This window comes from Candidatus Sulfotelmatobacter sp., assembly GCA_035504415.1.
Taxonomy (GTDB): Bacteria; Vulcanimicrobiota; Vulcanimicrobiia; order Vulcanimicrobiales; family Vulcanimicrobiaceae; genus Vulcanimicrobium.
The window spans coordinates 119,388-144,967 of sequence record DATJRY010000005.1 but is presented as its reverse complement, the minus strand read 5'-3'; the positions used below and the strand labels follow the sequence as shown (position 1 = coordinate 144,967).

Here is a 25,580-nt window from a genome sequence, read left to right as displayed (position 1 = left end):
CGCTAGGCGAGAAAGGCCGCGCGCGCTTCGTCGAGGGTGTCGACGATGCGCGCCAGCCGGGTGACGCCGGCAATGCTCAGGATGCGCACGAGCCGTTCGTTGGGCGCGACGAGCGCGAGCTTGCCGCCCAGCGCGCCCGCGCGCCGGATCGCTCGGAACAGCTCCTCGATCGTCGTCGAATCGACATAGTCGACGCTCGTCAGATCGACGATGACGGCGGGGTTGTCGCCGGCGGCTTGCAGCGCGGCGGTCACGTCGCTGCGGCTCGCGATATCGTGCTCGCCGACCAGGCGAATGACGATCGGTTCTCGGCGCTCCATCACCCTGCTGGCGGGCCTTCGCGCACCGCGACCACGTTCCTTGATGCGGCGCGTCAGCGCGCGCGCGTGACGTGCCGCAAGAGCGCGGTTCGTGCAAAGCCGTGACGCAGGGCGGAACGCTCGGCGGGTTCGCCGGCCGCGGTCTTGAGCGCGGCACGCGTCGCGCCGCGCGTGCGCGCGAACGCGGTGCGCGCCGCGAGCAGCGCGCCGTGAACGCCGTGGCCGCGCGCTTCCGGGAGCACCGCGGCCGCGTACAGGAGCGCGACGTCGTCGACGAGCCGCACCGCCGCGGCACCGACGTCGACGCCGTCGAGCGTGGCGACGACGAGCGCGCTGGCCGCGGCGGCGGAGAGCAGCGTACTGCGTCGCAGCGTCTCGGCCGCATCGTCGCCGGCGACCGTATCGGCGAACGCGCGCAAGGAGAGCGCGCTCCACGCGCGGCGATCGCCGACCACGCGCGTGCCGACCGCCGTGCTCGGCTCGCCCGCGAGCGGGAGCGGAGCTTCGAGCACCGCGAGCGTGAGACCGTCGTCGGCGTAGCCGCGTGCGTCGAGCAGCGCGCGGTCGCGCGCGATCGCCGCGTCGGTCAGCTCGAGCCGGCTCGGGGCGCCGCGCTCCGCGTAAAACTCTTCGACGATCGCGAGGTCGTCCGCGCGCAGCGAGCGCGTCGTGCCGGCGCCGATGGCGTACTGCAAGAACGTGCCGGTCGCGTACACGGCATAGCCGCCCGCGACGGAGACGGCACCGTCGTCGACGGTCGTCACGTCGAGGTTGCGGTTGCGCAAGAAGCTCGCCCAGAACGCGGCTTCAGCTCGCTCGACGCTCACGGAGGTCATCTCTGCGGCGCTCGGCGGAGCTGCGCCTGCCGTCGTGGCGGAAGGGTGGGACGGCGACGCCGGGTGTGGGCGTCTTCCTCGCGGTCGACGCGCGCCGCCGTCCCGCTACTTACTTCCCACAAATTGCGGAGGTTGTCTAGGCCGTTTTCCGCAACTTGACGAGAGACACGGTTGCTTGCTGCAAGGCGCCGGTGCGGGCAGGAAGGTCCTCGCTAGCACTATCGTTAGGCGCGGCGGGCGTTTGACGCGAACCCTCCCGCCGTGATATAAATGCCGTTGGCTCCAATGACCGTAGGTCGACCTTCGGGTCGGTAATCGGCGCTCCACCCGGGGTGCAGGCCTACCGAGGACGCGGAATCGAGAGAGATCTCCCGGCGGGCGCGCAGGCGCCGGTCGGCCCGTGCGCCTCGCCCGTCGGCGGAGGCGTTTTTCTTTCTCTCTCGGAGTGCACGATGCCGACCGCGAAAAAGGAAGCGACGATCGACCAGCTCCGCGAGCAGATCGCGAGCTCGAAGAATCTGATCTTCACCAACTTCCAGGGCCTGACCGTCGAAGAGATCACGAAGCTCCGCACGGAGCTGCGTAAGGACGGCAGCACCTACGGCGTCGTGAAGAACACGCTCTTCAAGCGTGCGGCGGGCGACCTCGGCTCGCAGCTCGACGCGATCCTCGCGGGCCCGACCGGCGTCATCTTCGCCGGTGAAGATCCCGTGGCGCCCGCCAAGGCGCTCAAGACGTTCTCGGACGGCACCAAGCCCGTCGCCGTCAAAGCCGCCTACATCGACGGGAAGCTCGTCGACGGGGCGCAGGTCGCGATGCTCGCGGCCCTTCCTCCCAAGCAGGAGCTGCTCGCGAAACTCGTCGGGTCGCTCGCCTCGCCGCTGTCGGGACTCGTTCGCGTCCTCAGCGGCAACCAGAGCGGCCTCGTCCGCGTCCTCAATGCGATCCGCGAGCAGCGTGATGCCGCGGGTCAATCCGCCGCGTCGTAAGCGCAGGAGTCACCACGTATCATGGCAGTTGCCGAACTCATCGATCAAATCGACAAGCTCACCGTGCTCGAGCTGGCGGACCTCGTCAAGCAGCTCGAAGAGAAGTACGGCGTGAGCGCCGCCGCGCCGGTCGCCGTCGCGGCCGCCCCGGCCGCCGGAGCCGCCGCTCCGGCCGAAGCCAAGACCGAATTCGACGTCATCCTCGAAGATGCGGGCGCCGAGAAGATCAAGGTCATCAAGGCCGTTCGCGAAGTCACCTCGCTCGGTCTGACCGAGGCCAAGGCGTTCGTCGAGAGCGCGCCCAAGGCGGTCAAGGAAGGCGTCACCAAAGACGAAGCCGACGCCGTCGCCAAGAAGCTCCAGGAAGCCGGCGCGAAGGTCACCGTCAAGTAACCTCCGCTTCGCTCCGGCGCAGAAGAGCCGCATCGTCACGATGCGGCTCTTTTCGTCTTCGCTCGCGGCGGCAACCGCGCCGTCAACGGCGGTTGCGGTCGACGATCGCGTAGAGAATGATGCCGAATGCGATCAGCCGCGGCAGGAAGTCGATCGGCTCGTTCGCCTCGGGCCGCCCGACGAACGCCAGCAGCGCGCGCTCGGCGGCGATCACGACGAACGCGATGCCGAACAGCAAGAACAGCCGATCGCTCGTGCGCCGATAGGCGCGGAAGAAGAGCAGCGCCGCGACTGCCGCCAGCGCGAGGACGACGCCGCCGAGCAGCGCGGCGATCACGGTTCCACGTCCCAGATCAGCCCGTAGCAGAGCACGGCCAGCCCGAGCACCGCCGGCACCAGCCGCCACGCCGAGAGGTCGACCGATGGGAATACGATCAGGTCGAGGAACAGCAGGACGTTGTTGAGGAACAGGCCGACGAAGCCCAGGCCGCACCACAGCAGCAGACGGTGTCGCGATCGCGCATAGCCGCGCAGCAGCAGGAACGCGCACGCCAAGCTCGTGAGCGCGCAGAGCACGTAGATGGTCTCAGCGATCATCGTCGTGATCTCCCACTTTGAAGGCGTCGGAGAAGGATTGCAGCGGGTCGGCCGGCGCCGAGAAGATCGCGTCGATCACGCTCGTGCGCCGTTCGACGTAGAGCGCGAGCAACCGTCCCACGATCGCGTCGGTGGCAGGCGAGGCCCGGTAGCGGTGCAGGTCGTCGGCCGACACGATCAAGCGATGACGGCGCAGGTGTGCAATCCGGCGGTCGATGGAGTTCGGCGAGCTGCGCAGCTCCGCGCTCAGCTCGTCGATCGTCCACGGTCGACCCGGCGCGGCTCGGAACAAGGCCAGGACGTCGAGCAACTCCACGGAGTCGATGCGCTCGCGGATGAAGCGTCGGACGTCCTCGGGAAGTCGCGCCACGTCGGTGGTTCTACCGGGGCCGGACGCCGGTCGTCAATCGCCGGCGCGGCCGCCGATGTCCGACGCGCCCGCGGTCGGATCGGTGTCGTTCGTGTTGAGGTGCAGCTCTGGTCCCGCGACCGGTGGCGCGACGTCGTCGCCCTCGACGGTGTCGTCGTCGTCCTCGATCTCCGCGAGCGGATCGCGGTCGTTGGGAATCTCGGGGTTCGCGGTGTCGCTCATGATCGTGTCCTGTTCTCAGGGAGCGAGGAACGGATCGGCGCGCAGCACGATTTCGGGCACGCGCGCCAGCGCGAACGTCGCGCCGGGGCCGAGACGTTCGACGTCGCGGTAGCCGAGGTCATCGGGTTGGCTGTGATGGAGCAGCACGTTCGCCGCGAGGTCGACGACGAGATAGTCTCGCACGCCGAAGCGCGCGTAGAGACGCAGCTTGAAGCCGAGGTCGACGGCGAGCGACGTCTCGGAGAGCTCGATCATCGCGTAGATGTCTTGCCGCGGCTCGACCTTCGTCGACTCGTCGATGTGCGGCGAGAGGACCGCGATATCGGGTTCGGGCTCGTTGCGGTTGCCGAGTGGGAACGAGCCTTGCGGAACGATCAACGCCGCGCCGCGTACTGCCTCGTTGAGGTACGCCGAGATGGTCGCGTGGCGTCGCCAGTGGCGCTGGCCGATCGGGCTCATCGAGACGATCAGGCCGTCGAGCAGCTCGACCCGCTCGTCGGCGAACAGACCGGCATCGGCGATGCGGTGGTATTCGTCGACGGTGAAAAGACGCGGTGCCAGGTCGGCCATGTCACTCATGCCACGCTACCTCGGGGAGGTTGCGGCTTCGTGACCGCGGCGTGAGCGTCCCGTGACGCCGGCGGCGGCTTTCGGGTTCTTTTCTGGCTGGCCCGGTAGGGTCGGGGCGTGAAGAAGCCGGGTTCTCTCGCCGCGCTCGCCGTGGCCGCCGCCGTCCTGACCGCATGCGCAGGCCGCTCCGGTAGCGTCCCTGCGCCCGCGCACGCGCTGCCGTCGGCGAAAGCGCGCGTCACGATCACGATTCCGCACGCGAACAGCGGCACCGCTGCGAGCCGGAAACGGCCCGCGTACGTGTCGGCGGCGACGCAGAGCGCGACGATCGACGTCACCGTGCAAGGCACCGGGACGCAGGTGAGCGGCTATCCGATGACCGTCGACTTGACGCCGACGTCGACCGGCTGCAGTTCGACGTTGGCCTCCACGGTGTGCACCATCTCGCTGGTGCTCGGGCCGGGCAGCTACGATCTCACGCTGACGACGTACGACCAGACCGGCGGCGCGGGGAACGCGCTCTCGGCGGCACAGAGCGTGCCACTGACGATCGTCGAAGGGCAGGCCAACAGCATCTCGCTCACGCTCGGCGGCCTGCCGAGCAGCGTCGCGATCCTCTCCGGCAGCACCGCGCTGACGACGACCGCGACCGGCGGGTTCACGCTGAAGATCGACGCGAGCGCGGTGGTCTCGGTGTACGGGATCGACGCCGACGGGAACCTGATCCTCGGCGCGGGCGCGCCGACCGTCGGGCTGACGAGCAGCACCCCGGCACAAGTCTCCGTCACCGGGCCGGCGACCGCGAACCCCAATGCCTTCACCTTGACGTCGAACGCGCAGTCGGCGTCGGTCACGCTGACCGCGACGGCGACCCCGACCGCGACCAGCGGCGCGAGCGCCGTCACGACGACCGCCGCGCTCGCACCACCCGGCGGCGCGACGATCGTCATCTCCACCGTCAACGGCGCCACTGCGTACGACGAGTTCGGCAACCTGAAGTCGACCGTCGACGGACTCATCGGCGGCAGCCTCGAAGGCGTCGCCTACGCGAGCGGCGCCGGAACGATCTACGCGACAACGTACGAAGGCGGACCGCCCGCCGTCGTCGCGTCGACGCTCGGTGGGCTGGCCGTCCCGCTCTCCGGTAGCTTCGGCGGTATCACGAATAACCCGACCGCGATCATCGACGATCCAGCCGATGGTTGGCTCTACATCGCCAACAGCGCGGAGGTGACGGCATACGACCTGAACGGGAATCAGCAGACGCTGGCATCGCCGATCACCGTGACGGGCGACGTCACCGGGATGACGTACGACGCCGCGAACGGCTTCCTGTACGTGGCGGCGAATGTGGCGACTGCGAATGCCGTGACCGCGTACGACGGGCAGGGCAACAAGCAGACCCTCACCGGCGGTTTCCCCGGCTTCACGATCCCCTACAGACCAGGCGGGATCGCGTATGACTCCGCCAACGGCTTCATCTACGTCGACGCCCCCGACGCGCAGACGCTCTGGGCCTTCGACGCGGAAGGCAACCGTCAAACCCTGTCGGGTACGTTCCCGGGACTTCCGGCACAATACGTCAAGCTGGCGTACGACCCCGACAACGGGTTGCTCTACGAGGCCGACCCAGTAGATGCGATCATGCACGTGTTCGACGAGAACGGCAACCTCGTTCGATCGTTTCCCAGCGCCGACACCGCCGCAGCGACCGGCATCGCTGTCGTGCCGTAGCGGCGCCGTCAGTCGATCGCGGCGCCGAGTGCGGTGAGACGCAGCTCGACGGCGGCGCCGCCTTCGGGTCGCGTGCGCGCGGCGATCGTGCCGCCCGCACGCTCGACGGCGCGGCGCGCGATCGCGAGGCCGAGGCCCGAGCCGTCGGGGGCGCGGCCGTGGTCGCGGCCGCGGTAGAAGCGTTGGAAGACGCGTTCGGTCTCGTCGGGCGCGAAGCCGGGGCCGCGGTCCCGGACGGTGACCACGATCGTGCCGCCGTTCTCTCCCTCGCGGTCGAGCGCGATCTCGACCGGGCCTTTGGGCGCGTAGACGAGCGCGTTCTCGACGATCGCGCCGAGCGCGTCGCGCAGCTCGTCCTCATCGCCGTCGACGAGATGGTCGGCCGTCGCACGCACGCGCAGACGCTCGCCGGCGAGCGGTCGTAGCCCGTCGCGCAGCTGTTCGGCGAGCAGCGTCAGGTTGACGGGGCGCGTCGGCGCCGGCGCGACCGGCGTCTCCAGGCGCGCGAGCAGGATCAGCTTGTCGACGAGGGCGCGCATGCGCGCACCCTCGTCGCGAATCGCGGCGACGGCCTGGGCGGCGGTCGGGTCGCCGGCGGCCGAGCCGCCGAGGATCTCGGCGTACGCCATGATGACGGTCAGCGGCGTGCGCAGCTCGTGTCCGGCGTCGGCGACGAAGCGCCGCATGCGTTCTTCGCCGTGCGCTTCGACGTCGCGCGCACGGCGGATCGTTTCCGCCGCCGCGTTGTAGGCTTGGCCGACCTCGGCGATCTCGCGCGCGCTGCCCCAGGTCTCGACCGGTGCGGGCGCGGCTTCGCCCGCTGCCAGCTGGAGCAGGCGACCGCGCAAGGCGTCGAGCGGACGCACTGCCCGGCGCGCCAGCGCGCCGGCGAGCACGTAGCAGAGCGCGACCGTCAGCGCCAACGTCGGCACGAGCACGGCAAAGTAGATCCGCGCGTCGTGCACGAGATGCGCGCGATCGACGCTGACGACGACCGTGCCACCCGCCGCCGTGGTCTGCATGACGTTCGAATAGGCGCCGGGAAGGGTCGGCGCCGCGACGTTGCCGGCGACGAGTGAACCGTCGCGGCCGTAGACGCCGATCGTGACCGGCGGGTGCGTGTAGTCGGCGACGATCCGTGCGGCGGCGGTGCGGAACGGGACGCCACGCGCCAGCTCCTCGCTCATCCGCGCAGCGGCGCGCTGCGAGGTCCAGGCGATCTCGGCGCTGATGTCATGCTCGCGAAAGAGGACCGAGCCGCCGAACGAGACGGCGCCGAAGACCGCCACCAGCAGCAGCGCGAGCCGCAGATAGTAGCGGGCGAAGAGGCGGGCGAAGCCGGTCACGTCGCCGACGCGGCGCGCACGCAGTACCCGACCCCGCGCACCGTGTGGATCAACGGCTCGGCGAAGCCGGCGTCGACCTTCGCGCGCAGATACGAGACGAAGCGCTCGACGCTGGCGACGGTCGTCTCGCTCTGCGTTCCCCAGACCAGGTCGAGCAGCTGCTCGCGGGTGAAGACGCGGCGCGGCTGGCGCAGCAGCGTGACGAACAGGTCGAACTCGTAGCGCGAGAGCTGCGGGATCGGGTGCCCCCCGCGCACGACCGTGCGCAGCGTCAGGTCGACCTCGACGTCCGCGTAGGCGATGCGCTCGGGCAGCTCCAGGCGCGGCCGTCGCAGCGCGCCGCGGAGCCGCGCCACCAGCTCGTCGAAGGCGAACGGCTTGCCGAGATAATCGTCGGCGCCGCGCTCGAGCCCCTCCACCCGGGTCTCGACGTCCCCGCGAGCGCTCAAGAGCAGGATCGGCGCCTCGGTGATGCGGCGCAGCGCGGGGATGAGGGAGAGCCCGTCGGTGCCCGGCATCATGACGTCCAGCACGATCGCGTCGGGACGCCAGGCGCGCACCAGCTCGGCGCCTCGGGCGGCGTCCGGCGCGGAGCGGACCTCGAAGCCGCGCGTGCGCAGACCGCTCTCGAGCGCGGCGCGCAAATTGCCCTCGTCGTCGATGACGGCGATGCGCGGACACAGCACCGCGTTTTCTCCCCGTTCGGCTGCCGAATCGCCTGCCGCCGGTGCTCGAGCGTCGTCCTGCACCGCGTCCAGGCTAGCGCGGGCTCCGGAAAGGAGTCAGAAGGGCGCGCGGCCGGTCCAGCGAACCGGCGGGACTCAACGCTCTGGTTCTCTTGTGAGGGTGGTGGAATGGACACGAGTGCGCGCAGCCTGAAGGGCAAGGTCCTCTCCGTTCGCGTCGGCTCCGTCATGACGGAGATCGAAGTCGCGATCGAGCCCGCGACCGCGGCCGCCGCGATCCCGACCTCGGCGTTCGAGCGCCTGAAGATCGGCGAGGGCGATACGGTCACGCTGAGCGTGAATCCGACGTCGGTGGTCGTCGGCAAGTAGGGGGCCCGGCCCGGTCGTGGGGATGACCTAAACTTTACGAATCATCCGGACGACACCCTAGGTAACCGAGGCACAGTGGACTCGCCTCGGACGGCCTGTGGGTGTGCCCCGATGAAAATTCGTCTTGGATTCCAGATCGCGGCCAGCGCCGCGATCCCGATCGTCGCTCTGGCGATTGTCTCGTGCGCGGTCATCGCGGGTTTCGCGAGCCTGCGTGCCTCCGAGCAGCAGATCATGGAGACGTCGCGCTTCTACACGACCGTCCGCGACGTCGAGTACAACGTCGTGCTCTCGCGGTACGGCGTGCGCGGCTATGTCCTGATCGTCAAGCCGGCGCACATCGCCGTCCAGCACAAGGCGATGCGGGCCGCGTACCGTGATTTGCAATACCTCGCCGATCACGCCGCCGTCGTGCCCGGCGGGGCCGAGCACGTGCGGATCATCGACCAGGAAGTCCATACCATGGACTGGCGCAGCAACAACTTGATGCGCATGGTCAAGCAGAACGCGCAGGCCGTGCTCGACTCGTATCACGGCGTGAAGACCGGCGCGGCGAAAGCGCCGTTCTACTCGGTGAAGGCCAACGTCGCCACCGGCAACGATCTGGACAAGCGCGTGACGAACTTGATCGCCGACGCCGATGCGGCGCGCCAGCAGGCCGCCACGTCGTTCGAGACGCTCATCCGCACGCTGACGCTGCTGATGATCGCGGTCGGACTGGTCACGATCGGAATCACGGTCGCGGTCACGACCGCGTTGGTGCGCCGCGTCACACGTCGGCTGGGGAACGTCTCGGCGGCGCTGCGGCAGATGGTCGCCAGCGATTTCCGCGCCCTCGCGAACGCGCTCTCACGGATGGCGGGCGGCGATTTCCGCTCGGTGTTCGCGATGAGCGCCGCGCATCTCGATCGCGCCGGCGACGACGAGATCGGCGACCTGGTGCGCAGCTACAACGACCTCGCGGACGGTCTCTCGTCGATCGAGGCGGAGCTCGGCACGGGTCTGGGCCGTCTGAGCACGCTGATCGGCGGGGTGAGCCTCGCCTCGAAGAACCTCGCGCTCGCGAGCGATCAGGCGTCGAGCTCGGCGAACCAGGCGGCGATGGCGGTCGAGCAGATCGCACACGCCGTCGACAACGTCGCGACCGGCGCGAAGGACCAGGCCGAACGCATCGCGCGGGCGACCTCGGCCGTCGAGCAGATCTCGCGCGCGGCCGAAGGCGTCGCCGCTGGCGCCGGCGACCAGGCTGCCTCAATCCAGCGCATCGCGGGATCCATCACCGTGCTCGACGCCGGCATCGAAGCGCTCAGCAACCATGGCGTCGCGCTGGAGTCCTCGACTCGCGAGGCGGCGGGCGAGGCGCGCACGGGCAGCGACTCGGTCGGCGAAACGCGGACGGCGATGCACCACTTGCGCGACGTCTCCGGACGCGCCGCGAGCGCGATCGCCGCGCTCGAAGAACGTTCGCTGGAAGTCGAGACGATCGTGCGGACGATCGAGGAGATCGCGGACCAGACCAACTTGCTCGCGCTCAACGCGGCGATCGAAGCGGCCCGTGCCGGGGAGCAAGGCCGCGGCTTCGCAGTCGTCGCCGACGAGGTGCGCAAGCTGGCCGAGCGCAGCTCGCGTGCGACCAAGGAGATCAGCGACATCCTCGGCGCGATCCGGCGCGAGACGGTCGCCGCGTCGAGCGCGATGGAGACCTCGGGCGAGTCGATGGGGCGCGGGCTCGACGTCGCCGACCGCGCCGAATCGGCGTTGCTCTCGCTCGGCGCCGCGATCGCGGCGGCGAACGACGTCGCCGGCGATCTGGCCGGGAAGGCCATGGAGATGCGCTCGGCGTCGAGCGTGGCGGCCGAGAACATCAGCGATACGTCGCTCGCGGTCGAGGAGAGCGCGGCGGCGGCGAGCCAGATGAAGTCCTCGACCAAGGAGATCACCGAGGCGATGGTCCCGGTCGCGGTGACGGCGGAAGAGAACGCCGCGGCCGCGCGCCAGGCGGCGAACGCGACCAACGAACTCGCGGCGGGCATCCAGGAGATCGACGCGACGGCGCGCGCGCTCCGCGACCAGGCCGAGCGGCTCGACGCGCTGCTCGCGCAGTTCACGGTCGGCTCCGCTCCGGCCGAGCCGCCGGCACCGTTGCCGGTCGTCGAACGGCGTCCGGTCTCGGCCCTCGCCAAGCTCTCGCTGGCGGCCTCGCTGTGAGCACCGCGGTGCTGGCGATCGAGCCCACCGGCGCGGCGCTGGGCGCGCAGGTGCGCGGCGTCGATCTGGCTCGGCTCGACGACGCGTCGTTCGCGGTGATCCACGACGCGTGGCTGCGGCATCAAGTGCTGCTCGTTCGCGATCAGCACCTCAGCGACGCGGAGTTCGCGGCGTTCAGCCGGCGGCTGGGCTCGCTCGACGAGGCGCCGGTGCTCGAAACCGGGCGGCGTTTCGTCGACGGCTACCCCGAGATCTACGTCGTCTCGAACATCCTGGGTGACGACGGGAAGCCGATCGGCAGCCTGGGCGCCGGCGAAGCGGCCTGGCATACGGACATGTCGTACCTGCCGATGCCCCCGAAGGCGAGCATCCTGTACGCGCTCGAGGTCCCGCCGGCCGGCGGCGACACCTCGTTCTGCTCGATGTACGCGGCATACGACGAGCTCTCGCCCGCGCTGCGCGAACTGGTGCGCGGGCGCACCATCAAGCACGACGGCACGTACACCAGCGCCGGCGACGTGCGGTTGGGCGTGGCGGCGACCGACGATCCGCGGCGTTCCCCGGGAGCGAGCCACCCGGTCATCTGCACGCATCCGGAGACCGGTCGGCCGGTGCTGTATCTCGGACGACGGCGGAACGCCTACATCGACGACCTCTCGGTCGACGAGTCCGAGGCGCTGCTCGATGCGCTCTGGGCGAACGCGACCGCGCACGCCTGGCGCCACCGCTGGCGCGTCGGCGACGTCGTGCTGTGGGACAACCGCTGTACGATGCACCGCCGCGAGCCGTTCGACGCGAACGCGCGCCGGCTGCTGCGTCGCACGCAGATCAGCGGCACGACGCGTCCGGCGGCCTGAGCGATGCGGCTGCTCGCATCGCACGCGGCCGTTCCGCTCGCGCCGGCGCGTGCGCTGCAGGGCGCGCTGCGCGGCAATCGCGTGCTGCTGGTGCTGTGCGCGATGTACCTGGTCTTCTACGTCGACCGGGTCAACATCGCCGCCGCGGCCCCGCTAATCCAGCACGACCTCAAGCTCAGCAACGTCGTGCTGGGGCTGGCCTTCTCGGCCTTCGCGTATCCGTACGCGCTGTTCCAGGTCTTCGGCGGGTGGTTCGGCGACCGGTTCGGCGTGCGCCGCACCTTCGGTTTCGCCGGCACGATCGTCTCGCTCGCGACCGCGATGACGGGCCTGGTGACCTCCGGGGCCGCTCTCGCGCTGGCACGCTTCGGCCTGGGCTTCGGGGAGGGTGCCGTGTTCCCGACCGCGGCGCGAGCGCTGGCGGAGAACCTGCCGCGCGAGCAGTGGGGATTCGCGCAGGGCGCGACGCACGCGTGCGCGCGCATCGCCAACGCGCTGACCCCGCCGCTGGTGGCGTTCGCGATCCTGTTCGTCTCCTGGCGGCTCACGTTCGTCGGCTTCGCGCTCCTGAGCCTGAGTTGGACCCTCCTGGCGGTCGTGTTCTTCCGGCGGCCGGGCCGGGATGCGAACGTGACGGCGTCGGGTGAAGCACGGCCGAAGCTGCCGTGGCTGCGCCTCGCGCGCCGCATTCTGCCTGCGACCGTCGTCGACTTCTGCTACGGCTGGACGCTGTGGGTCTTCCTGAGCTGGCTGCCGTCGTTCTTTTTCAAGCACTTCCACCTCGACGTGCAGCACGCGGCGCTCTTCGCGTCCGCGGTGCTGTTGGCGGGGGTGCTGGGCGACGTCGCCGGCGGGACGCTGAGCGACCTGCTCTTGGTGCGCACGGGGAACGTGACGCGCGCGCGCCGCGACGTCATCGTCGGCGGGTTGCTCGGCGCGGCGGTCTTTCTCGTGCCCGTCGTGTTCGTGCACGACTTCACGGCCGTCACGGTCGCGCTGGGCTGCGCGTTCTTCTGTGCCGAGCTGGTGGTCGCTCCGATCTGGTCCGCGGCGATGAGCATCGCACCCGACTATGCCGGGACGGCCAGCGGGATGATGAACCTCGGCTTCGGCATCGCGGGCATCCTCTCGCCGGTCGTCTTCGGCGCGGTCATCGACGTAACGCACAGCTGGACGCTGCCGTTCGCGGCCTCGGTGCTGTTGTTGCCGATCGGTGCGGCCGTCGCGTTCGCGATCCGCGCGGGCGAACCGTTCGTCATGCCGGCGTCGGCGCCTCGCGCGCGGTGAAGCGGCGGCGTCCGCTGACCGTATGCCCGGCGTCCGGATGCAGCTTGGAGAAGTTCAGCGCCGCCAGGACGCCGATCGCCGCCACGACGACGAACGCGACGCGGAAGTCGCCGACCGTGTACTCCGCCGTGCTCCCGCGGTGCGCGAGCGCGGCCACGTGCAGGACGATGGCGGCCAGCGCGATCGCGATGCCGAACGAGAGCTGCTGGAGGGTGCTGGCGAACGACGTCGCCGCGCTCATCTGGGCCGGCGGGATGTCGGCGTAGGCCAGCGTGTTGATGCCGGTGAACGCGAACGAGCGCACGACGCCGATGTAGAACAGCACCACGAGGATGACCAGCGTCGGCGTGGTCGGCGCGAACAGCGCGCAGGCGAGGATGCCGAGCGCGAGCAGCAGCGACGCGCCGACCAGCAGCGTGCGAAAGCCGAGCGTACGCACCGCGCGGGTGGTGAACGCTTTCGTCCCGACGTCGCCGACCGCGCAGGCCAGCACCAGCAGCCCCGAGACGAACGGCGTGCGCCCGAAGCCGACCTGGAACAGCAGCCCCCATAAGAACGGCGTCGTTCCTACGATGAGGCGAATGCAGGTGCCGCCCCACACCGAGGCCGCAAACGTCGGGACGCGCAGCAGCTGGTAGTCGAGCAGCGGGTGCGCCGCGCGGCGGGCGTGCCGAATCGCCACGACCGCGAGTGCGACCCCGAGCGCGATCAGCGGCGCCGCCCACGCCAGATGCTCGCCGCTGCCGACGTCGTCGAGCCCGAGCATCAGCACGGCCAGCGCGACACCGGAGAGCACGAACCCGCTGGTGTCGAACGGCCGCGACTCCGCGTCGTCGTCCTGCGGCAGATAGAGCAGCGTGAGCAGGATGCCCAGGATGCCGATCGGGACGTTCAAGTAGAAGATCCAGCGCCACGACGCGTAGGTCGTGATCACGCCGCCGACCGGCGGACCGAGCACGGTCGCGACCAGGCCCGGCGTCGTGATCAGCGCGGTCGCCCGCACCAGCTCGTGCTTGGCGGTGGTGCGCAGGACGACGAGCCGGCCGACCGGCACCATCATCGCGCCGCCGACGCCTTGCAAGATGCGCGCCAGCACGAACTGCGGCAAGCTGTGTGCGAGGCCGCACAGCGCCGAGGCCAGCGTGAAGACGACGATCGCGGTCAGGAAGACGCGCCGGCCGCCGAACCGGTCGGCGGCCCAGCCGCTGACCGGGATGCAGACCGCCAGCGTGACCAGATACGCCGAGATGCCCACGCCGACGTCCACCGCGCTCACGCCGAACGAGCGTGCCATCTGCGGCAACGCCGTCGCGATGACGGTCCCGTCGAGCAGCTCCATGAACAGCGCACACGAGACCACCAACGCGACGATCGAAGCCCGTCGTGTCGAATCCACCTTCGTACAACCGCTTCGGCGGGGTCGAGGTTCGGCTTGCGACCGAGGTCGCAGGACGGGGCCGCCCGCGCTGCAGGGCAGGAGCGGCGGCTCGACACCGCCGAAACGCGCCCCGGGACGAGCGCGCGCGAGGAGGTGTTTCGCGATGCGATTTCCGCTGATTGCCCTGCGAGCGTCGCTCGCTGCGGTCGCCCTCATCGCAGCCTGGGGCTGCGGCAGCACCACGGCGCCGCCGGGCGCGCGACCGGTGCCGAGCGCTCCCGGCCCGACGGGCGTCGTCTCGACCACCGTCACGACCCTGAGCGATTCCGGCCCGGGCTCGCTGCGGGCCGCCATCCAGTCGGCGAACACGCTCCCCGCCGGGACGTCCGCATCCATCACCTTCGCGGTGAACGGCACGATCACGCTCGCCTCCGGCCTGCCGCCGATCAGCGCGAAGGTGATCATCGACGGAACGACCGCGCCCACCTATGCCGGCGGCGCTCCGGTGGTCGAGCTCGACGCCAACCGGAACGGCGGCCTGGTGTTCGCCGCCGGCTCGGCCGGCTCGCGGCTGCTGGGCCTAGCCGTCGACGATGCGAGCGGCAACGGCGTGACGCTCGAGGCGGGCTCGATCGCGCTGAACCACGACTATATCGGGTTGAACCTGGCCGGAGCGGCGTTCGGCAACGCCGGCGACGGCGTGTACGTTGCCGCGACCTCGTCGAACGACGCGATCGGCTCCAACGCGTCCTCGGTCGCCGGCGTCGTCGCGAACGTCATCTCGGGCAACGCCGGCAACGGCGTGAGCTTGCATCACGCCTCCGGGAACACCATCGCCGCCAACCGCATCGGCACCGACGCCGCCGGCACCGTCGCGATCGGCAACGGTGCGAACGGCATCTGGATAACAGCGGGTTCGAGCAACAACGAGATCGGCGGCACCGCCTTCGTCGACGCCGCGAGCGGACACGCGAACGATCCCACCGGCGACAAAGGAACCGCGACGCCGGTGTTCGTCGTCCCGCCGCAGGGCAATCTCGTCTCCGGCAACGCGCAGGACGGGATCCTGATCGATACGAGCTCGCAGGCCAACATGCTCAACGGCAACTTCGTCGGCACGACGGCCAGCGGCGACGGAGCGCTCGGAAACGGCGCCGACGGCGTGCAGATCAACGGCGCGTCCGCCAACTCAATGATCGGCTGTCAATTCGTCAACAACCCGTTCGTGTACTACAACGTCGTCGACGGCAACGGCGCCAACGGGCTGCACGTGACCAACGCCGCCAACACCACCGTGCAAGGGAATTTCTTCGGCATCGGCGCGAACAACGCGGCCGCTCTGCGCAACGCCGGCGACGGGATTCTCGTCGACGGAACCTCGAGCAACGTCTTGGTCGGCGGCGTGATCCCGCTGGGCAACGTCGCGGCGGGAAACGGCACCAACGGCATCGAGGTCGCCGGCGCGACGTCGGGGTTCACCTCGTTCAACACGTTCGCCGGGCTGGCAGCCTTCGGCGGACCGGTTCCGAACGCCAACGACGGCATTCTCGTCTCCGCGACCGGCGGCAACCAGACCCTCCAAACGAACGTCGTGTCGGGCAACCTCAACAACGGGATCGAGCTGGCCGGCAACGCCTCGGGGGTGACGATCGAGCCCGACATCGTCGGCGCCAACACCGTCGGTATGGCGGCGCTGCCCAACGGCAACGACGGGATTCTGATCGGCGGCACCGCGCACGCGAACGTCGTCGGCGGTTACACGCTCTCGGTCATCCCGCAGAACGTGATCTCCGGCAACGGCGGCTACGGCATCGCGATCGTCGGCCAGGCCTACGACAATCAGATCATCAACAGCTTCATCGGAACGAACGTCGTCGGCGAAGCCGTCCTGGCGACGCTCTCGTATCAAGGTAACAAGCTGGGCGGCATCTACGTCGGGGGCACCGCGACGAGCGATCTCATCGGCGGCGTCGCCACCGATCCGAGCCAGCCCGTGCGAAACGTCATCAGCGGGAACGCCGGCAACGGCGTGACGTTGGCGGCCGGAACGAGCTCGATCAGCGTGGTCGGGAACGTGATCGGCTTGGATCGCCTCACGACGATGCTGCTCCCCAACGCGGGCGTGCCGGTCGACGTCGACCCGGCGAGCACGTCCGACACCGTCACCGGCAACGTCACCACGCTACCGATGTAGCGTCGTCACACCGCGCGCGAGGCGTAGAACTTCAGATCGACCCGCGCCGTGTGCCCGTCGACGGTGAGGATCGCGTACGAGTAGAGCGGGTTGAGCCGCTTGTCGGTCGGCGAACCCGGGTTGGCGACGAGGATCCGCCCGTCGCGCTTGACGACCGGGCGATGGCTGTGGCCGAACAGGATGACCTCGACCTCGTCGTCGTCGAACGCGGCACGGGCACGCGCGTACGTCGTGCCGCGCTTGCCGTCGCCGTGCACGATGCCGACCCGCACGCCTTCGATCGCCACCACCTTTCGGCGCCCGAAGCGTTCGCGGATCGCGTCGCCGTCGTTGTTGCCGGCGACCGCGTCGAACGGGGCGATCGCTTCGAACAGCGGGACGGCCAGCAGATCGGTGAGGTCGCCGCAGTGCAGGATCCGGCCGACCTGGGCGCGCTGCAACCCGCGCACGAGCGCGCGCGGCAGAGCGCGCCCGAAGCGCGGGAAGTGCGTGTCGCTGACGACGCCGACGCGGGTCACCTCACGCACGTACCCGTGGCGGGCGTCACTCTCCTCGCGGATGCTCGCCGAGGGTGGCGATGCGGACCGCGCGCCGGTCGCCGGCGGTGCCGTCGGTGACGGCGACGAGCGTGCCGTCGGCCGCGACGGCGAGCGAGGCGGCGCGCAGCGTGTCGTCGGCATAGGTCGGCACCGTGTCGTGGACGACGGCCGACCGGTGGACCCGTTCGCGCAGCCGTTCGACCACGATGTAGAGCACCGGCACGACGACCAGGTTGAGCACCGTCGAGAGCACCATCCCGCCGAACAGCGCCGTCCCGAGCGAGTTGCGGCTGTTGCTGCCGGCGCCGGTCGCGATCACGAGCGGGAAGATCCCGAACACGAACGCCAGCGAGGTCATCAGGATCGGCCGCAGTCGCGTGCGCGCCGCGCGCTGCACGGCCGCGGCCGCCTCGAGTCCGGTGGCGCGCAGCTGGTTGGCGAACTCGACGATCAGGATCGCGTTCTTGCTGGCCAGCCCGATCAGCATGACGAACCCGATCTGCACGAAGACGTCGCTGGGCAGATGCCGCAGCTGCACGGCCCACAGCGCGCCCAGGATCGCCAGCGGCACCGCCAGCAGGATGACCAGCGGATCGAGGAAGCTCTCGTACTGCGCGGCTAGCACCAGGAAGACCATGAAGATGCCCAGGCCGAAGATCAGCGCCGCCGCGCTGCCGCCCTCGATCTGGTCGAGCGAGAGCCCGGTCCACGCGAACGAGACGCCGGCCGGCAAGTGCGCGCGCGCCTCCCGCTCCATCGCCGCGATCGCGTCGCCGGACCCGACGCCGGGCTTGGGCTGACCGTCGATCTCGATCGAGCGGAACAGGTCGTAGTGCGTGATCGACGGCGGCACCTGGCGCGGCTGCACCGTCACCAGCGAGCTGAGCGGCACCATCGCGCCGTTGGGCGCGTGGACGTACGCGCGCGAGAGGTCGGCCGGCCGCGAGCGGAACGGCGCGTCGGCCTCGACGTAGACGCGGTAGGCGCGGTCGTTGTAGTCGAAATCGTTGACGTACTCCGATCCGAAGTAGGCGCCCAGCGTCCCGAACACGTCGGAGATCGGGATCTGCAGCGCTTGGATCTTGTTGCGGTCGACCTGCAGGTGCAGCTGCGGCGCGTCGGTGCGGAAGGTGGTGAACACCGAGGAGAGGGCCGGGTCGGCGTTCGCGGCCGGCAGCAGGCCGGCATAGGTCGCCGCGGTCAGCTGCGGCAGCGGGATGTTCGCCGTGTCGAGCACCTCGAACTGGAAGCCGCCGAAGTTGCCGATGCCTTGGATGGCCGGCGGGTTGAAGACGTACGCGGTCCCGCCGGGAACCTCGAACAGCAGCGGCTGCAAGCGCGCGACGATGGCGGAGTAGGTGTGCTGCGGGCCGACCCGCTCGCTCCACGGGCGCAGCGGCAAGAAGATCAGCGAGTGGTTCGGCGCCGGCCCGAAGAAGTTGAAGCCGTCGATCTGGAACGTGCCCGCGACTTCGGGAGCGCTGGCCTCGATCAGCCGTGCGATGCGGTTGGCGAAGCGCTCGTCGCCGACCAGCGAGGTGCCTTCGGGCGTCTGCAGCATGACGACCAGATAACCTTGGTCTTCGTCGGGGATGAAGCCGGTCGGCGTGGTGCGGAAGGTGATCCCGGTGACGACCAGCAGCACGGCGAAGGCCGCCAGCACGGCGAACCGCCAGCGCACGATGTTCGCCAGCGCGGCGCGGTAGAAGCGCCGCACCGCTTCGATCGCGTCGTTGACCGGCCGCAGGAACCGCGGCGGCGGTCCGACCGGCCGCGAGAGCAGGAGCGCCGAGAGCGTCGGCGTCAGCGTCAGCGCGACGAACAGCGAGATCGTGATCGAGCAGGCGATGGTGAGCGCGAACTGCTTGTAGAGCAGGCCGGTCGAGCCCGGGAAGAACGCGACCGGGACGAACACCGCCAGCAGCACCAGCGAGGTCGCGATGACCGCGCCGGTGATCTCGCGCATCGCCGCGGCGGCGCCCTCGTAGGCGCCCATGCGGTTCTCTTGCACGAAGCGGGTGATGTTCTCGATCACGACGATGGCGTCGTCGACGACCAGTCCCGTCGCGAGGGTCAGCCCGAACAGCGTGAGCGTGTTGATCGAAAAGCCGAGCAGCTTCATCAGCGCGAAGGTGCCGATCAGCGAGATCGGGATCGTCGCCAGCGGGATGAGCGTCATCCGCCAGTTCTGCAAGAACAGCCAGATGACGAGCACGACCAACAGGATCGCGATGAACAGCGTCAGCGTGACCTCCCTGATCGACTCCTTGACGAACAGGGTCGGGTCGAACGGAATCACGTAGTGCACGCCCGGCGGGAAGCTCTTCGAGAGCTCGGCCAGCTGCGCGCGCACGGCCTTGGCCGTCTCGAGCGCGTTCGCGTCGGGGAGCTGGGTGACGCCCATCCCGATCGCCGTGGTGCCGCTCCAGTGCGTCGACGACGAGTAGTCGGCGGCCCCGAGCTCGACCCGGCCGACGTCGCGCACGCGGACCGCGCCGCCGTCGGGGTTCGAGCGCAGCACGATGGCGGCGAACTCGGCCGGGTCGGCCAGCCGTCCACTGGCGCTCAAGCCGATCTGATCGGGCTGATCGGGGCGACTCGGCGCGGCGCCGATCGCGCCCGCGTCGACCTGCACGTTTTGGTCCGTCAGCGCGTTGACGACGTCGGTCGCGGTCAAGTCGTTCTGCGCCAGCTTGCGCGGATCGAGCCATAGGCGCATCGCGTAGGTGCGCTCGCCGAAGACCTGCACGTCGCCCACACCCTGCACGCGCTTGATCGCGTCGACGACGTGGACATCGGTGAAGTTGCTCAGCCAGGCGTAGCCGTACTGCGGGTTGTCCGAGACCATCCCGATCCCCAGGATGTACGCGGCGCTGCTCTTCTTGACGATGACGCCGGTGCGCTGGACCTCGGCCGGCAACGCGCCGCTCGCGCCCAGGACGGCGTTCTGCACGTCGGCTTGCGCGACGTCGAGGTTCTTGCCCAGCTCGAAGGTCGCGGTGATGGTCACCGAGCCGTCGGAGTTGCTGGACGAGGAGATGTAGCGCAGCCCCGGGACGCCGTTGATCGCTTCCTCGAGCGGCGTCGTGACGGCGGCTTCGACGTCTTCGGCGTCGGCACCGAGGTCTTGCGCGGTGACCGTGACGACGGGCGGCGCGATCTTCGGGTATTCGGAGATCGGCAGCGTCGGGATCGCGACGACCCCGGCCGTGAGGATGACGAGCGAGCAGACCGCCGCGAAGATCGGGCGGTGGAGGAAGAAGCGAATCACGGTGCGACCTCGTCGGCCAGTGCGGTGCGCAAAGTGAGCCGGCCGCGCCGCAGGCGCGTGCGGACCGTGCTGTGCGGGACGCCGTCCAGCGCCGCGATCTCGCGGGTCGTCAAGCCGTCGACGTCGTGCAGGACGACGGCGCGGCGCTGGAACGGCGGGAGCGCGTCGATGGCGTTGCGGACGGCGTGCGTGCGCTCCCGATCGACGACCGAGGCGACGGCCGAGGCCGCGGGCAGCGGCGGCGGCAACGACGGAAAGCGTGCCCGGCGCAAAACCGTGTCGAGCGCGAGGCGCGAGACGATCTGCAAGAACCACGGTTCGCCCGGCGCGCCCGGCCGCAGGTGGCCGCGGAAGCGCAGCGCGCGCGCGGCCGCCTCTTGGACGACGTCCTCCGCATCGGCGCGAACGCGCACCACCCGTAATGCACGGCGCATCGCCGACGCGCGCAGGCCGGGGTCGGTCAAAAAGTCCAGCGTCGCCGGGGGCGCGCCGTCATCAGTCCGTCGTATTGTCAGCATTCCTGACGGTCAGAAACTCTGATGGTCAGGGGTGGGTTGCAAGCGACTGGGGAATTTTCTTGCAGACGGGGAACGGCCTGACGATGGCGCAACGGCGCGCGGAGGCGAGAGACGAGGAGAGCATCGAGAGCTGCATCGCCGAGGGGTACTCGGGAGCGCTGATCGCCTGTCCGGACTTCGTCCTCTCCACGCTTGCCCTCTCGGTCAACCAGCTGGTCGAACGAGCGATCTCGCCGCTCGGCCTGAGCGTGCGGGCCTACCGTCTGTTACGGATGCTGCTGGTCGACGGCCGCCAGCGCCAGAGCGCGATCGGCGCCGCGCTGGGGATCGATCGCACGACCGTCGTCGCGCTGGTCGACGAGCTCGAAGCGCCGGGCGCGGTCAAGCGCGAGCGCGATCCGCACGACCGGCGCTCGTACGACATCGTCCTGACCGCGAAGGGCAAGCGGCTGGCGTTGAACGCGATCGGCCGTGTCTCGGCCGCCGAGGCGACGATGTTCGGCCCGCTCTCCGAGCAGGAGAAACAGGATCTGCAGTCGCTCGCGACGCGGCTGCTCGCGGAGCGCGGCCCGATCGCGGACCGCGCGCGCGAGGAATATGCCGCGCCGCGTTCGCGGCGCGCCGCTACGTCTTGAGGACGCGGATGCGCAGGATGCGGACGGGCGGGGTGAGCTGCTCGCCGCTGGCGGGGGCGTCGTGGATCTTGCGCACGACGTCCATCCCGCGGATCACGTGACCGAACACCGCGTAGCCGGGGCCTAGCGGTCCGCCGGCGTCGAGATAGCGCGCGTCGCCCACGTCGATGAAGAACTCGGTGGTCGCCGAGTTCGGATCTGCGGTGCGCGCCATCGCGATCGCGCCGTCGACGTTGTGCAGCCCGGTCTTGCTGGTCGGCTCGAGCGCGATCGGCGCCGCGCCCGGGTCCCCGGTGGGGCCCGCGCCGCCTTGGATGACCTCGAAGGCGGCGGGCTCCGTCCGCTTGTTCACCGTCCGGTAGAAGCTCCCGTGCGCGTACGCCCCGCGCGCGGCGTTGCGCAGGAAGTTTTGCGTGGTCAGCGGGGCGTGCGCGGGATCGAGCCGGACGACGATCGTGCCGTCGCTGGTGTCGAGCGCAACGTCGACCGGCTTGACGGCCGCCATCGCGGCCGCCAGCAAGACTGCGTGGATCACCAGATCTGGCACCGGTCCTTGCGCACCATCGGCGCGGTAGCCGCGCAATGGAACGCCGCTTGGAACTCCGGCATGTTCGAGAGCGTCGCGATCACGCGCAGCTTGTCGAACGGGTGCGGGTCGATGGTCACGAGCTGACGGGTGTACTGCTCGGTCTGGATGCTGCGCCACACCTGCGCGTAGGCGATGAAGAAGCGCTGCGCCGGCGTGAAGCCGTCGATCGGCTTGTTGGCCTTGTACTCGGCCGTGTGGGTGAAGGCGCGGAAGGCGATCGTCGTGCCGCCCAGATCCGCGATCGCTTCGCCCTGGACGAGCCGGCCGTTCTCGTGCACGCCCGGCACCGGCTCGAGCGCGTCGAACTGGTCGACGATGCACTGCGCGCGCTTGGCGAACGCGGCGGCGTCCTGCGGCGTCCACCAGTCGGCCAGGTTCCCGTGCAGGTCGAACTGCCGCCCTTGGTCGTCGAAGCCGTGCGTCATCTCGTGGCCGATCACGGCGCCGATCGCGCCGTAGTTGACCGCGTCGTCGGCATCCGCGTTGAAGAAGGGCGGCTGCAGGATGCCGGCCGGGAAGACGATCTCGTTGTTCGAGGGATCGTAGTAGGCGTTGACGGTCGGCGGGGTCATCCCCCACTCCCAGCGCTCCGTCGGCTTGTCGATGCGCGCCATGTCGCGCTGGTGGTCCCAGGCGCGCACGTCGGCGACGATCGTGCCGTACGCGGTGCCGGCGGGGATCGTCAGCGTCGAATAGTCTTCCCAGCGATCCGGATAGCCGATCTTCTTGGTGTACGCGTTGAGCTTCTGAATCGCGATCGTGCGCGTCGGCGGGCTCATCCAGGCCAGCGTGCTGATGTCGTCGCGCAGCACCGCCTGCAGGTTGTCGACCATCTGCACCGCGCGTGCCTTGGCGGCGGGCGGGAAGTCGCGCGCGACGTAGGCCTTGCCCAGCGGCGTGCCCAGCGACGCGTCGGCGGCGCGGGTGCAGCGCTGCCAACGCGGCAGCTGCTCTTTGACGCCGTACAGCACGGTGCTGTGGAATCCGAAGGCGGCGTCGGCGAAGCGCTTGGGCAGCGTGTTGGCGAAGGCGTCGGCGACGTGGAAGCGCAGGTACGCCTTCCACGTCGAGAGCGGCGTCTTGGCGAGCTGCGCGTCGTAGGCGGTGACGTAGCCGGGGACGTTGACGTCGAGCGAGGTGAACGCCGGCGCGTCCATGGCGGTGAAGAAGACGTGCCAGGGCACGTGCGGCCCGATGGTGGCCAGCTCGCTGGTCGGCATCGGATGATAGGTGGCCTTCGGGTCGCGCAGGTCGGCGCGCGTCGGCGTGCCCACGGCCAGCGCCGTCTCGAGCGCCAGGATGGCGTCGGCGTCGGCGTTCGCGGCGGCCTGGTCCTCGCCCAGGTTGTGCAGCTGCTGCGCGACGTAGTCGCGATAGGCGGCCTTGATCTTGAGCGTGTTGGCGTCGTCTTTGACGTAGTAGTCGCGGTCGGGCATGCCCAAGCCGCCCAGGCCGATCGACGCGATCGTCTTCGAGGAGTCCTTGGTGTCCGGCTCCGAGCCGAAGTCCAGCCCGTCGCCGACGCCGACGACTTGCAGCCGGCCCAGCTCGGCGACCAGCGCGGTCTGGTCGTGCACGGCGGCGACCGCCGCCAGCAGCGGATCGATCGGCGTCGTGCCGGCCTTCTCGATCGCGTCCTCGTCCATGCACGCGCGGTAGAACGTCCCTAGCTTCTGGGCGTCGCTGCCCGGCGCCGCCGCGACGTCCTTGGCGTCGTCCTCGAGGATCGCGTGCAACGCTTCACGGTTGTGCTGCACGAGCTCGTCGAAGCCGCCCCAGCTCGGATGTCCGGCCGGAATGGTCGTCCGCGCGCTCCAGCCGCCGGTCGCGAACTTGTAGAAGTCGTCGCACGGGGCACAGGTGCGGTCGAGGTTGCTCAGGTCGAGAGCGGGAGCGTCGGCCGCGCCGGCCGAGTGCAAGGGTACGGTCGTCGCGAGGAGCGCGACCAGCGCGACGGCTCCCAGGCCGCGCACGGCGAGTCGAATTGGATGCACGCACAACTCCGTAGGAACTAGGACCGCCCCCGTTTCACGCCGCTCGCGGCGGCGGCCTCCTGACCAGACTTTCGGACGAGCACGCCGAAGGCGACGAGGTGTCGCTTTGGGATGTGCTGAATGGGCGCGATTCGTCCGGCGCGGGTGTGATGTAATGGTAGCCTGTGACCTTCCCAAGGTCGACGCGCGGGTTCGATTCCCGCCACCCGCTCCAAACGCTCCGGGCGACGTAGCCAAGTGGTAAGGCAGAGCTCTGCAAAAGCTCCACCCCCAGTTCGATTCTGGGCGTCGCCTCCAATCGTTCTGCTGATCGCGGTCTTCGTCGCGACCACGATCGCCGGTCCGCTGATCGGCATCCGGCAGCTCGACGCCGCCGCCAACGCCCAGACGCGGCTGAGCAACGCGCGCACCGACCTCGACGGCCTGGTGCAGATGCAGCTCGGCGAGGAGACGGGACTGCGCGGCTACGTCGCGACGCGCGACCCGCAGTTCCTCTCCGCCGAAGGGCAACCCAGCGGCGAGTTCGACCGGCAAGCGGTCGACCTCGAGCAGCGCCTGTCCCGCGACGGCATCACCGTCGCGGTCCCCAAGATCGAGGATCTGCGCGCCGCGCACGAGACGTGGGAGAACGAGGTCGCGATCCCGCTGACCCGCGATCCCGGCGCGGGGGACGCGTATCGGCGTCAGGCGCAAGGCAAGGTCCTCACCGATCGGCTGGTCGAGGACGTCGCCGCGGTCGAGCAGGCGCTGGCGACCGCCGTCACCGGCGTCCAGCAGACGATGCGGCATCGCATCAACTCGACCGTCGCCATCAGCGACGGCATCGTCACGCTGTTCGCGATCGTCGCGCTCTGGTACGCGCTGGCCCGCTCGTCGGTCCAGGAGCGCTTGGATCGCGAGCGCACGCTGGTCGACGCGCTGCAGCGCACGCTGCGCGTTCCCGGGCGGCGCTTGCCGCGCACGCAGCTGGGCGCCGCCTACGCCTCCGCGACGCGCGAGGCGCTGGTCGGCGGCGACCTGCTCGACGTCTGGCATGCCGGGCCCGACGCGGGCTGGATCTTGATCGGCGACGTGAGCGGCAAGGGGATCACCTCGGCGCGGCAGGCCGCCTTCGCGCAGTACGCCGTGCGCGCGATCGCCGCCGAAGCCGACGATCCGGCCGACGTCGTCACCCGCTTCAACCGGCTGTTCCTCGACACGTTCGAGGACCCGGGCATCTTCGTGGTGCTGTTCTTGGGCGCGTTCGACGCGCGCGCGCAGACGCTGCGCTACGCCAGTGCCGGCCACGGGACGGCCTTCGTGCGGCGGGGCAGCACGGTCGAGCCGTTGGCGCCGACCGGCCCGATCGTCGGCTTGGGGCGCGACGAGATCTTCACCACCGCCACCTTGCGGCTGGAGATCGGCGACGTCGTGCTGCTGGCGACGGACGGGTTGAGCGAGGCGCGCGACGCGGCCGGCGAGTTGCTGGGCGACGAGCGCATCGCCGCCATCCTGCGCGACGGGCCGGCCGATCCGCAGGCGCTGTGCGATCTGCTCGTCGCCTCGGCCGACGACTTCAGCGGCGGGATCCAAGACGATCTGGCGATCGCCGCGCTGCGGGTCGTCGCCGCCGACGAGGACGCGACCACGCCGTTCAGCGCGATCGGGCTCCCGAGTGGGGCCGTTTCGCCGAAGTGAC

Annotated in this window: 25 protein-coding genes and 2 tRNA genes; 12 read left to right on the top strand and 15 right to left on the bottom strand. The window is 70.0% G+C overall.

All coding sequences use genetic code 11. The features are described 5' to 3' along the window. Positions 1–2: 2 nt before the first annotated feature. Positions 3–320, bottom strand: coding sequence for an STAS domain-containing protein (locus VMD91_02075; protein HTW82837.1), 318 nt, complete (start codon positions 318–320; stop codon positions 3–5). A 53-nt stretch (positions 321–373) separates the two neighbouring features. Continuing rightward, positions 374–1,156, bottom strand: coding sequence for a GNAT family N-acetyltransferase (locus VMD91_02070; protein HTW82836.1), 783 nt, complete (start codon positions 1,154–1,156; stop codon positions 374–376). A 452-nt stretch (positions 1,157–1,608) separates the two neighbouring features. Here VMD91_02070 and rplJ point away from each other — a divergent pair, with 452 nt between their 5' ends. Together rplJ and rplL are read left to right on the top strand one after the other, a co-directional pair. Beyond that, entirely contained in the window at positions 1,609–2,145 is a 537-nt protein-coding gene (gene rplJ / locus VMD91_02065) for a 50S ribosomal protein L10 (GenBank protein ID HTW82835.1), read from the top strand. A 21-nt stretch (positions 2,146–2,166) separates the two neighbouring features. Then, complete coding sequence (rplL, locus tag VMD91_02060) at positions 2,167–2,538, top strand: 50S ribosomal protein L7/L12 (protein ID HTW82834.1); 372 nt, start codon at positions 2,167–2,169, stop codon at positions 2,536–2,538. Positions 2,539–2,620: 82 nt separating this feature from the next. Here rplL and VMD91_02055 read toward each other — a convergent pair whose 3' ends face one another. Genes VMD91_02055 through VMD91_02035 form a run of 5 tightly spaced genes read right to left on the bottom strand, consistent with a single transcriptional unit; the run spans position 2,621 to position 4,306 of the window. Beyond that, positions 2,621–2,875 (bottom strand): DUF5985 family protein, encoded by a 255-nt coding sequence (locus tag VMD91_02055; GenBank protein HTW82833.1) that lies wholly within the window; start codon positions 2,873–2,875, stop codon positions 2,621–2,623. Beyond that, positions 2,872–3,135, bottom strand: a complete 264-nt coding sequence (locus tag VMD91_02050; GenBank protein HTW82832.1) for a DUF5985 family protein — start codon at positions 3,133–3,135, stop codon at positions 2,872–2,874. Before VMD91_02050 ends, VMD91_02055 begins: the two co-directional genes overlap by 4 nt. Beyond that, positions 3,125–3,505: a hypothetical protein gene (locus VMD91_02045; protein ID HTW82831.1), complete on the bottom strand. Its 381-nt coding sequence runs from the start codon at positions 3,503–3,505 to the stop codon at positions 3,125–3,127. Before VMD91_02045 ends, VMD91_02050 begins: the two co-directional genes overlap by 11 nt. Positions 3,506–3,538: 33 nt before the next feature. Beyond that, positions 3,539–3,727, bottom strand: coding sequence for a hypothetical protein (locus VMD91_02040; GenBank protein HTW82830.1), 189 nt, complete (start codon positions 3,725–3,727; stop codon positions 3,539–3,541). Positions 3,728–3,742: 15 nt separating this feature from the next. After that, positions 3,743–4,306 (bottom strand): Uma2 family endonuclease, encoded by a 564-nt coding sequence (locus tag VMD91_02035; GenBank protein ID HTW82829.1) that lies wholly within the window; start codon positions 4,304–4,306, stop codon positions 3,743–3,745. Between the two features lie 108 nt (positions 4,307–4,414). Between VMD91_02035 and VMD91_02030 the strand changes: the two genes are divergently transcribed. Further along, positions 4,415–6,031 carry a hypothetical protein gene (locus VMD91_02030; protein HTW82828.1) on the top strand — a complete coding sequence of 539 codons (1,617 nt, stop codon included), beginning with the start codon at positions 4,415–4,417 and terminating at the stop codon, positions 6,029–6,031. A gap of 8 nt (positions 6,032–6,039) precedes the next feature. On the opposite strand, the gene VMD91_02025 is transcribed toward VMD91_02030, so the two are convergent. Together VMD91_02025 and VMD91_02020 are read right to left on the bottom strand one after the other, a co-directional pair. Then, complete coding sequence (locus tag VMD91_02025; GenBank protein HTW82827.1) at positions 6,040–7,377, bottom strand: HAMP domain-containing sensor histidine kinase; 1,338 nt, start codon at positions 7,375–7,377, stop codon at positions 6,040–6,042. Next, the gene (locus tag VMD91_02020) at positions 7,374–8,063 is read right to left on the bottom strand and encodes a response regulator transcription factor (GenBank protein HTW82826.1); all 690 of its coding nucleotides are present in this window, start codon (positions 8,061–8,063) and stop codon (positions 7,374–7,376) included. Before VMD91_02020 ends, VMD91_02025 begins: the two co-directional genes overlap by 4 nt. A 168-nt stretch (positions 8,064–8,231) precedes the next feature. Here VMD91_02020 and VMD91_02015 point away from each other — a divergent pair, with 168 nt between their 5' ends. From VMD91_02015 to VMD91_02000, 4 genes are all read left to right on the top strand, one after another. Continuing rightward, the gene (locus VMD91_02015) at positions 8,232–8,432 is read left to right on the top strand and encodes a TOBE domain-containing protein (GenBank protein ID HTW82825.1); all 201 of its coding nucleotides are present in this window, start codon (positions 8,232–8,234) and stop codon (positions 8,430–8,432) included. 111 nt (positions 8,433–8,543) lie between these two features. After that, on the top strand, positions 8,544–10,640 hold the full coding sequence (locus VMD91_02010) for a HAMP domain-containing methyl-accepting chemotaxis protein (GenBank protein HTW82824.1): 2,097 nt from the start codon (positions 8,544–8,546) through the stop codon (positions 10,638–10,640). Then, complete coding sequence (locus tag VMD91_02005) at positions 10,637–11,497, top strand: TauD/TfdA family dioxygenase (protein ID HTW82823.1); 861 nt, start codon at positions 10,637–10,639, stop codon at positions 11,495–11,497. Before VMD91_02010 ends, VMD91_02005 begins: the two co-directional genes overlap by 4 nt. A 3-nt stretch (positions 11,498–11,500) precedes the next feature. After that, on the top strand, positions 11,501–12,784 hold the full coding sequence (locus tag VMD91_02000; protein HTW82822.1) for an MFS transporter: 1,284 nt from the start codon (positions 11,501–11,503) through the stop codon (positions 12,782–12,784). Here the strand turns inward: VMD91_02000 and VMD91_01995 are convergent. After that, positions 12,753–14,180 carry an MFS transporter gene (locus VMD91_01995; GenBank protein HTW82821.1) on the bottom strand — a complete coding sequence of 476 codons (1,428 nt, stop codon included), beginning with the start codon at positions 14,178–14,180 and terminating at the stop codon, positions 12,753–12,755. The genes VMD91_02000 and VMD91_01995 overlap by 32 nt on opposite strands. A 145-nt stretch (positions 14,181–14,325) precedes the next feature. On the opposite strand from VMD91_01995, the gene VMD91_01990 reads away from it, so the two are divergent. Then, positions 14,326–16,356 (top strand): right-handed parallel beta-helix repeat-containing protein, encoded by a 2,031-nt coding sequence (locus VMD91_01990; GenBank protein ID HTW82820.1) that lies wholly within the window; start codon positions 14,326–14,328, stop codon positions 16,354–16,356. A 5-nt stretch (positions 16,357–16,361) separates the two neighbouring features. On the opposite strand, the gene VMD91_01985 is transcribed toward VMD91_01990, so the two are convergent. Genes VMD91_01985 through VMD91_01975 form a run of 3 tightly spaced genes read right to left on the bottom strand, consistent with a single transcriptional unit; the run spans position 16,362 to position 20,630 of the window. Beyond that, positions 16,362–16,874 (bottom strand): metallophosphoesterase family protein, encoded by a 513-nt coding sequence (locus VMD91_01985; GenBank protein HTW82819.1) that lies wholly within the window; start codon positions 16,872–16,874, stop codon positions 16,362–16,364. A 25-nt stretch (positions 16,875–16,899) separates the two neighbouring features. Continuing rightward, positions 16,900–20,166 (bottom strand): efflux RND transporter permease subunit, encoded by a 3,267-nt coding sequence (locus tag VMD91_01980; protein ID HTW82818.1) that lies wholly within the window; start codon positions 20,164–20,166, stop codon positions 16,900–16,902. Continuing rightward, the gene (locus VMD91_01975; protein HTW82817.1) at positions 20,163–20,630 is read right to left on the bottom strand and encodes a sigma-70 family RNA polymerase sigma factor; all 468 of its coding nucleotides are present in this window, start codon (positions 20,628–20,630) and stop codon (positions 20,163–20,165) included. Before VMD91_01975 ends, VMD91_01980 begins: the two co-directional genes overlap by 4 nt. A 137-nt stretch (positions 20,631–20,767) precedes the next feature. Here VMD91_01975 and VMD91_01970 point away from each other — a divergent pair, with 137 nt between their 5' ends. Further along, on the top strand, positions 20,768–21,319 hold the full coding sequence (locus VMD91_01970) for a MarR family transcriptional regulator (protein HTW82816.1): 552 nt from the start codon (positions 20,768–20,770) through the stop codon (positions 21,317–21,319). Here the strand turns inward: VMD91_01970 and VMD91_01965 are convergent. Both VMD91_01965 and VMD91_01960 read right to left on the bottom strand, forming a co-directional pair. Continuing rightward, a complete protein-coding gene (locus VMD91_01965; GenBank protein HTW82815.1) occupies positions 21,309–21,854 on the bottom strand; it encodes a peptidylprolyl isomerase in 546 nt (181 codons plus the stop codon). The two genes, VMD91_01970 and VMD91_01965, sit on opposite strands and share 11 nt — an antisense overlap. Continuing rightward, positions 21,851–23,902, bottom strand: a complete 2,052-nt coding sequence (locus tag VMD91_01960) for a M13 family metallopeptidase (protein ID HTW82814.1) — start codon at positions 23,900–23,902, stop codon at positions 21,851–21,853. Before VMD91_01960 ends, VMD91_01965 begins: the two co-directional genes overlap by 4 nt. A gap of 140 nt (positions 23,903–24,042) precedes the next feature. On the opposite strand from VMD91_01960, the gene VMD91_01955 reads away from it, so the two are divergent. The 3 genes from VMD91_01955 to VMD91_01945 all read left to right on the top strand — a co-directional run bounded on the left by VMD91_01955 (position 24,043) and on the right by VMD91_01945 (position 25,579). Continuing rightward, positions 24,043–24,116, top strand: a tRNA-Gly gene (locus VMD91_01955). A 9-nt stretch (positions 24,117–24,125) separates the two neighbouring features. Continuing rightward, positions 24,126–24,199: transfer RNA gene (locus VMD91_01950), tRNA-Cys, on the top strand. Beyond that, entirely contained in the window at positions 24,200–25,579 is a 1,380-nt protein-coding gene (locus VMD91_01945; GenBank protein HTW82813.1) for a SpoIIE family protein phosphatase, read from the top strand. It abuts the tRNA gene before it with no gap. The last annotated feature ends 1 nt before the right edge of the window (position 25,580 follow it).